This is a genomic window from Rhodosalinus sp. FB01, from assembly GCF_041365715.1.
In the GTDB taxonomy this organism is placed as follows: Bacteria; Pseudomonadota; Alphaproteobacteria; order Rhodobacterales; family Rhodobacteraceae; genus Rhodosalinus.
This window is the reverse complement of record NZ_JBGFSH010000072.1, coordinates 1-438: the sequence shown is the minus strand read 5'-3', so window position 1 is coordinate 438 and position 438 is coordinate 1. Positions and strand designations below refer to the sequence as shown.

The window sequence follows — 438 nt, the reverse complement described above, 5'->3', positions numbered from 1 at the left end:
CGGCCGCAAGGAGATCGAGATCGCCGAAACCGAGATGCCCGGGCTGATCGCCCTGCGCGAGGAGTACGGCGACTCGAAGCCGCTCGCCGGCGCGCGCATCGCGGGCAGTCTGCACATGACGATCCAGACGGCGGTCCTGATCGAGACGCTCAACGCCCTCGGCGCCGACGTGCGCTGGGCGTCGTGCAACATCTTCTCCACGCAGGATCACGCCGCAGCGGCGATCGCCGAGGGCGGCACGCCGGTCTTCGCCGTCAAGGGCGAGACGCTCGAGGAATACTGGGACTACATCGACCACATCTTCCACTTCGAGGAAGGTGGCGCGAACATGATCCTCGACGACGGCGGGGACGCGACCCTCTACATCCTGATCGGCGCGCGCGTCGAGGAGGGCGAGGACGACCTGATCGCCGTGCCCACCTCCGAGGAGGAGGAGGC

The 438-nt window shown here is 68.0% G+C and carries 1 protein-coding gene; it reads left to right on the top strand.

Features of this window, described 5'->3' with window-relative positions; translation table 11 throughout:
* The coding region (locus AB6A65_RS16630; RefSeq protein WP_371039495.1) for an adenosylhomocysteinase at positions 1–438 on the top strand (438 nt) is incomplete at both ends.